Source organism: Treponema sp. R6D11 (assembly GCF_054786075.1).
In genome coordinates this window covers 1-859 of sequence record NZ_BDHD01000520.1, presented here as the reverse complement: position 1 = coordinate 859, position 859 = coordinate 1, and the positions used below count along the sequence as shown (strand labels likewise).

Here is an 859-nt window from a genome sequence, read left to right as displayed (position 1 = left end):
AAAAATATAACCGCCTATTCGGTCGCCTGGCTTAAAGGCATTATAGCGAAAATAAAAGCCAACGAGGAAATAAACGGCGGAAAAAGAAAAACCGTCGTGGGCGCTTTTGAAAAAATTGTCGCCAAAGAAGTCGTCAAGCGGGACGTTGAGTTAAGATACGACAGTAAATCGGGCTATCTGGGAACAAACGTGTCCGGCGCGAAGATTGCCGAAGTTTCCCCCTTCGACAGAATTCTTGTTATCCGCAAGAACGGAATGTACACTATAATGGATTTGTGCGAAAAAACATTCGTAGGAGCGGACGCGTGGTGGATAGGGGTGGCGGACAAGGACGCCCTTTCCAAGACGATTTTTACGATTGTTTACAAGGAAAAAGGGACGGGCTTTCCGTGCATAAAACGCTGTATAATCGAAGGCTGGATTATGAACAAGGACTATTTCCTTGTCCCGGACGGGGCGCAGGTTTTGCATATAGACACAAGGCAAAAATTTATTTTTAGCGTAAAATATGTTCCAAAGCCAAGGCTTAAAGTTCTTCAGGAGGATTTTAAGGCGCATGACTACAATGTGCGCGGCGTAAAGGCGGGCGGGATAAGGCTTTCCGCGAAAGAAGCCGCCAGTGTTGATTGTAAGGAGAAATAAAATGGCAAACGACGTTGTTTTCGACTCGTCTTCGGGAATCCCGGTGGAAGAGCAAAAAGAAATACTCGCGAAGATAAACGGGATAGCGGAAAAAAGACGCAAACACCTGTCGCAGTCGGCGGGCGAAGATACGGCTGTAAACGCGAAAAACAACAGCGCGTTTTTCCCTCTTTTGGTGAATATAGCCGCGTTATTAATTTTATGCGCGGGCGCGTGG

1 protein-coding gene and 1 pseudogene are annotated in these 859 nt (G+C 46.7%); both read left to right on the top strand.

What is annotated here, in order from left to right:
• Nucleotides 1-642, top strand: a pseudogene (locus ACYVTD_RS14400) (DNA topoisomerase IV subunit A); the annotation flags it as partial.
• A 1-nt stretch (nucleotide 643) separates the two neighbouring features.
• Nucleotides 644-859, top strand: a 216-nt coding sequence (locus tag ACYVTD_RS14395; RefSeq protein WP_461248406.1) for a hypothetical protein, incomplete at its 3' end; no start/stop codon positions are given.